This window comes from Streptomyces sp. NPDC059224 (genome assembly GCF_042754285.1).
In the GTDB taxonomy this organism is placed as follows: Bacteria; Actinomycetota; Actinomycetes; order Streptomycetales; family Streptomycetaceae; genus Streptomyces.
Genome location: NZ_JBHZAN010000008.1, coordinates 231,689 through 238,378, shown reverse-complemented (window position 1 = coordinate 238,378; position 6,690 = coordinate 231,689). Strand labels below are relative to the sequence as shown.

Sequence of the window (6,690 nt, the reverse complement as noted above, 5' to 3'; positions counted from 1 at the left end):
GGCATGAAAGCCATGAGCCTCGCCGTGAAGGGCCTGGGCAAGAACGCCCGCGGCATGCTGGCCGAAGGCGCGGAGGGCGCGTTCAACCGGCTGAAAAGCGTGGTGCGTTCCAAGGGCAGCGACCCGGTCGACATGGCCACCGGCGCGATGTATCTCCCGCAGAGCGACGTGGAGCTGCCCGGCCTGCTGCCGCTGTCCTTCACCCGCCGGGTCGCCTCCGACTACCGCTGCGGCTGGTGGTTCGGACCTGGTTGGGCGTCGACGTTCGACGAGCGACTGGAGGTCGACGAGCAGGGCGTCGTCCACGTCACCGAGGACGGCCTGCTCCTCGCCTACCCGCACCCCGCCGCACCACATGCCGCCGTCTGGCCGGAGGCCGGCCCCCGCCGCCCCCTGACCCGCCACGACGACGGCGGCTATCGCGTCACCGACCCCCTCACCGGCCACACCCGCCACTTCGCCCGCCCGGCCGCCGACGGCACGGCCCTGCTCATCCGGATAACCGACCGCAACGAGCACACCATCACCTTCGACTACGACGAGCAGGGCGCCCCGGTCGCGATCCGGCATTCCGGCGGCTACCACCTGCGTGTCACCACCGACGAGGGCCGCATCACCACCCTCGCCCTGGCCGGCGCCGCGGCCGACGGCTCCGATGCCGTGGTCAAGCGCTACGGCTACACCGACGGCAACCTCACCGAGACCGTCAACTCCTCCGGCCTGCCCCTGCGCCTCACCTACGACGAGCGGCTGCGCGTCACCTCCTGGACCGACACCAACAACAGCCGCTACGCCTACGTCTACGACCGCCACGACCGCTGCGTCGCCGAGGGCGGCGACGCCGGTCACATCGCCATCACCCTGGCCTACGACGGCACCGACCCCGCCTGGCCCGACTGCCGCGTCACCACCCTGTCCACCGCCGAAGGCGCCACCACACGCTTCGTCATCAACGCCACCAGCGACGTCATCGCCGAGACCGACCCCCTCGGCAACACCACTCGCACCTCCTACGACCGGCACCACCACCTGCTCTCCCACACCGACGAACTCGGCCACACCACCGGCTACACGAACGACGAACACGGCCGACCGCTGACCGTGACGTATCCGGACGGAACCCGTTCGACGACGGCGTACAGCGACATCGGACTGCCCACCGAGATCGTCACCAAGGACGGCGGGTCCTGGAGGCGCACCTACGACGCACGCGGCAACGGCCTCACCCTCACCGATCCGACGGGAGCCACCAGCCACTTCCGTTATGACGAACGGGGATGTCTGACCGAGTTCGTCGATCCACTCGGCCGTACGACGCGGCTCGTGTGCGACGAGACGGGTCTCGTGGCCGAGGCGATCGACCCGCTCGGCGGCCGCACCGTCGTGGAGCGGGACGGTTTCGGCCGGACGGTTTCCGAGACGGACCCCCTGGGCGAGGCCACCCGATGGTCGTGGAGCACGGAGGGCCACCTGCTGGGCGCCGTCCATCCGGACGGCGGTACGGAGTCGTGGACCTACGACGCCGAAGGCAACTGCCTCAGTCACACGGACACCGCCGGAGCGGTGACGTCCTACGAGTACACCCACTTCGACCTGCTCAGCGCCCGCACCGTACCCGGGGGTGCCCGCCACCGGTTCGAGTACGACGCCTCCCTCCGGCTGACCCGCGTGGTGGACACGGCGGGCAGTACCTGGGACTACGCCTACGACGCGGCCGGGCGGCTCACCGCCGAGTCGGACTTCGACGACCGCACGTTCGACTACGCGTACGACGCGGCCGGGAGACTCACCGCCCGGACCACACCCCTCGGGCAGGTCGTCCGGTACACACGTGACGCCATGGGACGGCCGGTGCGCATCGACGCCGACGGCGCGAGCACCGATCTCGCCTACGACGCGGAGGGCAGACTGGCGGGCGCCGTCTGGCCCGGCGGACAGCTCTCCCGTACCTACGACGCCGCGGGGCAGTTGACCTCGGAGACCGTTGACGGACGCGTGCTTCGTCTCACCTACGACGCGGCCGGCCAGCTGGTGGGCCGCAGGACGCCCTCCGGGACGGACACCGTCTACTCCTTCGACGCCGCCGGGCGGCGGATCGCGCTGGCCACAGGCGGGCGCACCGTCGTCTCCGCCCACGACGCGGCCGGCCGGGAGACGGACCGTGCCTGGGAAGGCATGGCCCACCTGGCCCTGACCTGGAACAGCTCGGGCAGGCTGGTCGCCCAGCGGGTCACCGGCGCCCGCGGCGCGCTGCTCGCTCCGCAGGAGTACACATGGCGGCCCGACGGCGCGCTGCTCGCCGCCGGCGAGCGGCGCCACACCTACGACGCGGCCGGAAGGATCGTGCAGGTGCGGGCGGCCGAGTGGACCGAGACGTACGCCTACGACGCCTCCGGGAACCAGACCGAGGCGGCCTGGCCCACGTCCCACCCGGGCGCGGACGCCGCCGGACCTCGTGAGTACGCGGGAAGCCGTCTCGTCTCGGCCGGACGAACACGCTACGAACACGACGGCGCGGGGCGTCTGGTCGTGCGGCGACGCACCCGGCTGTCACGGAAGCCCGATGTGTGGCGCTACACGTGGGACGCCCAGGACCGGCTGACCGGGGTCGCCGGCCCGGACGGGAGCGTGTGGCGCTACGCCTACGACCCGCTCGGGCGTCGCATCGCCAAGCAGCGCCTGGCTCCCGACGGGGGAGTCCTGGAGGAGACCCGTTTCAGCTGGCACGAGGGCATCCTGGTCGAAGAGTCCACCACCTCGGCCGACATGCCCGTGGAGCGGACCACGACCTGGGAGTTCGACGAAAGCGGCATGGACCCGCTGTCGCAGACGGACCGCCGGGTGGCCGCCGCCACGATGTCGCAGGAGGAGGTCGACAGCCGTTTCTACGCCATCGTCACCGATTCCATCGGATCGCCCACGGAGCTTCTCGACGAGCGGGGCACGGTCGTCTGGCGCCGGACCTCCACCCTGTGGGGGTCGACCACGTGGAACGCCGATGCCTCCGCGTACACGCCGCTGCGTTTCCCGGGTCAGTACCACGATGCGGAGACGGGTCACCACTACAACCTGCACCGCCACTACGATCCCGAGACCGGCCGGTATCTCAGCCCGGACCCGCTGGGCCTGACCGCCGCACCCAATCCGAACACCTACGTCCACAACCCGTTGACGTGGTCCGATCCCTACGGTCTCTCGCCCTACCAGCCCATCCGGGTGCGGGCGGGGCAGCAGGTGAAGAAGGGCACCCCGTTCGAGATGAGTCCGCCCGAGCGCGAGTTCGTCCAGAAGCTCCTGGAGAAGCGGACGAACCTGCGTGTCTACCGGACGCACGGCAAGCAGGCCGAAGGCGACTTCGTGATCGTCGACATGACCAACAAGAAGAACCGGGTCGGGTGGGTCGTGGACCACAAGATGAACGCGGAGAAGGTCACCAAGGGAAACCAGTTCACGAATGCCGCCCGGGCCGCGGAGGCCGTCGGAATCCCACGGGGCAGCTTCGAGATCGCGACGGGTGACACGGAGAAACTGCTGGACATCCTGAGCCGCCGGCGCAGTGAGTGGTAGGAGTTGAGAGTGATCGTTCTGCCAAGGCTGCTCGATGAACTGCTCGGCCAGGTCGACGGGAGACGTGCGGCACACCTGGCACTGGACTTCGCCCGGCACGCGCTCGAAGTCCAGGAGGCGGAGATCGAGCCGGGGGTGATGGCCGCGTGCCAGGAGTGCCTCGCGGCGGCGCACGAGGCGATCGATCTCGGCGAGGCGGGCCCACGGCTGCTCCGGGCGCACGAACGGCTCTACGAGGCCGCCGAGCGGTGGGAGGGCAACCGCAACCGGCTCGCTCTGGGCGCGGGGCTGACCGTGCAGGCCGTTCGTGTGGGCTGCCAGCGGATGATGGAGAAGGCGCGCGAGCGCGGCATGCCCAGCTCCCTGATCACCGTGCGGGACGTCGCGCACGAGATCCAGGCGGACCTCGGCCGCGGAGCCGCGAGCCGGTTCCCGGACCACGGCGACGACCCCCGGCAGGCCGGACGTCTCGCCCGCTGGGAGGAGGCACGCTGGCAGGTACGGCACGTCATCGCCACCGAGCCCGCTCCGGGCGGGAGCGCGCCGCGGCCGCCGTCGTAACGGGGGATCCGCCTCGCGAGAGGCCGCCCGGCGAGCGGTGCGAGCGGGGTCCGGTCGGCCGGGTGTTTGACCTACGTCACCCTGGGGGTATTCTCTCCGGCTCGATTGGCCAGCCCCCTGTCCCGTATGGCAGACTAGCGGGGTTGCTCGGTCGAGTGTTGATGCTGCGCGCCTCCCGCCGGGGGGACCGGAAGCGAGTCCCACAGTACTCGTCGTCCTAACTGCCACTACGGCAGCACTGGGACGGACGTACGGGAATCTTTCGGGAAGCAAGGTGCGGCACCGGCCAGGCGCCCGGTGGGCCTTTCGCCCCCGGCTTGCGGTTCCGGAAGGGCCGTGTGCATTCCCCGCAGGGATGTTCGAACAAGGGGCATCTGTGTCAGCGGGAGCGCGACACGCCCGACCGCGTGGGTCGGAGGAACGAAGGCAGCAGAAGGAATCCGCCGGGTTCCAGAGCGTTGACAGAGACAGGACTACTGAGTAGCCATGGCGGGACAGAAGATCCGCATCCGGCTCAAGGCCTACGACCACGAGGTCATCGACTCCTCGGCGAAGAAGATCGTCGAGACGGTGACCCGCACTGGTGCGTCGGTCGCGGGCCCGGTGCCGCTGCCCACTGAGAAGAACGTGTACTGCGTCATCAAGTCGCCGCACAAGTACAAGGACTCGCGCGAGCACTTCGAGATGCGCACGCACAAGCGCCTGATCGACATTCTCGACCCGACCCCCAAGACCGTTGACTCTCTGATGCGACTCGACCTCCCGGCCGGTGTCGACATCGAGATCAAGCTCTGAGGGCCGGTGATCTGAGAATGGCTAAGCAGATCAAGGGCATCCTGGGCGAGAAGCTCGGCATGACGCAGGTGTGGGACGAGAACAACCGTGTCGTCCCGGTCACCGTCGTCAAGGCCGGCCCCAACATCGTCACCCAGGTCCGTACGAACGACGTCGACGGCTACGAGTCCGTCCAGCTCGCCTTCGGCGAGATCGACCCGCGCAAGGTGAACAAGCCCCTCAAGGGTCACTTCGCGAAGGCCGACGTCACCCCCCGTCGTCACCTCGTCGAGATCCGGACGGCCGACGCCACCGAGTACACCCTCGGTCAGGAAGTCACCGCCGAGGTCTTCGAGGCCGGCGTGAAGGTCGACGTCACCGGCAAGAGCAAGGGCAAGGGCTTCGCCGGTGTCATGAAGCGTCACAACTTCAAGGGCCTCGGCGCCGGTCACGGCACCCAGCGCAAGCACCGCTCTCCCGGTTCCATCGGTGGCTGCGCCACCCCGGGCCGCGTGTTCAAGGGCCTCCGCATGGCGGGTCGCATGGGCAACGAGCGGGTCACCACCCAGAACCTGACCGTCCACGCCGTTGACGCGGAGAAGGGTCTGCTGCTCATCAAGGGCGCGGTTCCCGGTCCGAACGGCGGCCTCGTCCTGGTCCGCACCGCGGCCAAGGGGGCCTGAGGTACCGATGAGCACTGTTGACATCCTTTCGCCTGCCGGCGAGAAGACCGGTAGCGTCGAGCTCCCCGCGGAGATCTTCGGCGTGGAGAAGGTCAGCATCCCGCTGATCCACCAGGTCGTCGTCGCGCAGAACGCGGCTGCCCGCCAGGGCACGCACAAGACCAAGACCCGTGGCGAAGTCCGTGGTGGCGGCAAGAAGCCGTACCGCCAGAAGGGCACCGGCCGCGCCCGTCAGGGTTCGACCCGCGCCCCGCAGTTCGCCGGCGGTGGCGTCGTCCACGGCCCGCAGCCGCGTGACTACTCGCAGCGCACCCCGAAGAAGATGAAGGCTGCCGCTCTGCGTCACGCCCTCACCGACCGGGCGCGCCACAACCGCATCCACGTCGTCACCGGCGTGGTCGAGGGCGAGAACCCCAGCACCAAGGCCGCTCGCACGCTGTTCGGCAAGATCTCGGAGCGCAAGAACCTGCTCCTGGTCGTCGACCGCGCCGACGAGGCCGCGTGGCTGTCCGCCCGCAACCTGCCCCAGGTCCACATCCTGGAGCCGGGCCAGCTGAACACGTACGACGTGATCGTCTCGGACGACGTGGTCTTCACCCAGGCCGCTCTCGAGTCCTTCGTCGCCGGCCCGAAGGCCAACGACACCGAAGGGACCGAGGTCTGATGGCTACCCGTCACCCGAGCATCGCCTCGAAGGCCGCCAAGGCCGCCAAGGCCGCGCGCGTCGCCAAGGCGCGCCGCCACGAGGCCGAGGGCAAGAACACCGTCGAGACCCCGCTGAGCAAGTCCTTCACGGACCACCGTGACGTGCTGCTCAAGCCGGTCGTCTCGGAGAAGAGCTACGCGCTTCTGGACGAGGGCAAGTACACGTTCATCGTCGCCCCCGGCGCCAACAAGACCCAGATCAAGCAGGCCGTCCAGGCGGTCTTCGACGTCAAGGTCACCGGGGTCAACACCCTCAACCGCCAGGGCAAGCGCAAGCGCACCAAGACCGGTTTCGGTCAGCGCGCGGGCTCCAAGCGCGCGATCGTGACCCTCGCCGAGGGCGACCGTATCGACATCTTCGGCGGTCCGACCGCGTAAGCGGGTCGGATCGTCCGATATC

6 protein-coding genes are annotated in these 6,690 nt (G+C 69.4%); all 6 read left to right on the top strand.

From position 1 onward, the window contains the following. Positions 1-12: 12 nt before the first annotated feature. The 6 genes from ACFXI4_RS11265 (at position 13) to rplW (ending at position 6,668) form a co-directional block, all read left to right on the top strand. Positions 13-3,567: an RHS repeat-associated core domain-containing protein gene (locus ACFXI4_RS11265; protein WP_384989500.1), complete on the top strand. Its 3,555-nt coding sequence runs from the start codon at positions 13-15 to the stop codon at positions 3,565-3,567. A 9-nt stretch (positions 3,568-3,576) separates the two neighbouring features. Beyond that, a complete protein-coding gene (locus ACFXI4_RS11260; protein WP_384989498.1) occupies positions 3,577-4,128 on the top strand; it encodes a hypothetical protein in 552 nt (183 codons plus the stop codon). A gap of 486 nt (positions 4,129-4,614) precedes the next feature. Further along, positions 4,615-4,923 carry a 30S ribosomal protein S10 gene (gene rpsJ, locus ACFXI4_RS11255; RefSeq protein ID WP_003948644.1) on the top strand — a complete coding sequence of 103 codons (309 nt, stop codon included), beginning with the start codon at positions 4,615-4,617 and terminating at the stop codon, positions 4,921-4,923. 17 nt (positions 4,924-4,940) lie between these two features. Further along, on the top strand, positions 4,941-5,585 hold the full coding sequence (gene rplC, locus ACFXI4_RS11250; RefSeq protein WP_351318159.1) for a 50S ribosomal protein L3: 645 nt from the start codon (positions 4,941-4,943) through the stop codon (positions 5,583-5,585). A 7-nt stretch (positions 5,586-5,592) separates the two neighbouring features. Then, positions 5,593-6,249 (top strand): 50S ribosomal protein L4, encoded by a 657-nt coding sequence (gene rplD, locus ACFXI4_RS11245; RefSeq protein WP_362714468.1) that lies wholly within the window; start codon positions 5,593-5,595, stop codon positions 6,247-6,249. Then, positions 6,249-6,668, top strand: coding sequence for a 50S ribosomal protein L23 (rplW, locus tag ACFXI4_RS11240; RefSeq protein ID WP_351693714.1), 420 nt, complete (start codon positions 6,249-6,251; stop codon positions 6,666-6,668). Before rplD ends, rplW begins: the two co-directional genes overlap by 1 nt. Positions 6,669-6,690 lie beyond the last annotated feature (22 nt).

What these genes read in the sequence shown, in the direction of transcription:
- ACFXI4_RS11265 (WP_384989500.1), top strand. Translation starts at nt 13, where the DNA reads ATGAGCCTCGCCGTGAAGGGCCTGGGCAAGAACGCCCGCGGCATGCTG.
- rpsJ (WP_003948644.1), top strand. Translation starts at nt 4,615, where the DNA reads ATGGCGGGACAGAAGATCCGCATCCGGCTCAAGGCCTACGACCACGAG.
- rplC (WP_351318159.1), top strand. Translation starts at nt 4,941, where the DNA reads ATGGCTAAGCAGATCAAGGGCATCCTGGGCGAGAAGCTCGGCATGACG.
- rplD (WP_362714468.1), top strand. Translation starts at nt 5,593, where the DNA reads ATGAGCACTGTTGACATCCTTTCGCCTGCCGGCGAGAAGACCGGTAGC.
- rplW (WP_351693714.1), top strand. Translation starts at nt 6,249, where the DNA reads ATGGCTACCCGTCACCCGAGCATCGCCTCGAAGGCCGCCAAGGCCGCC.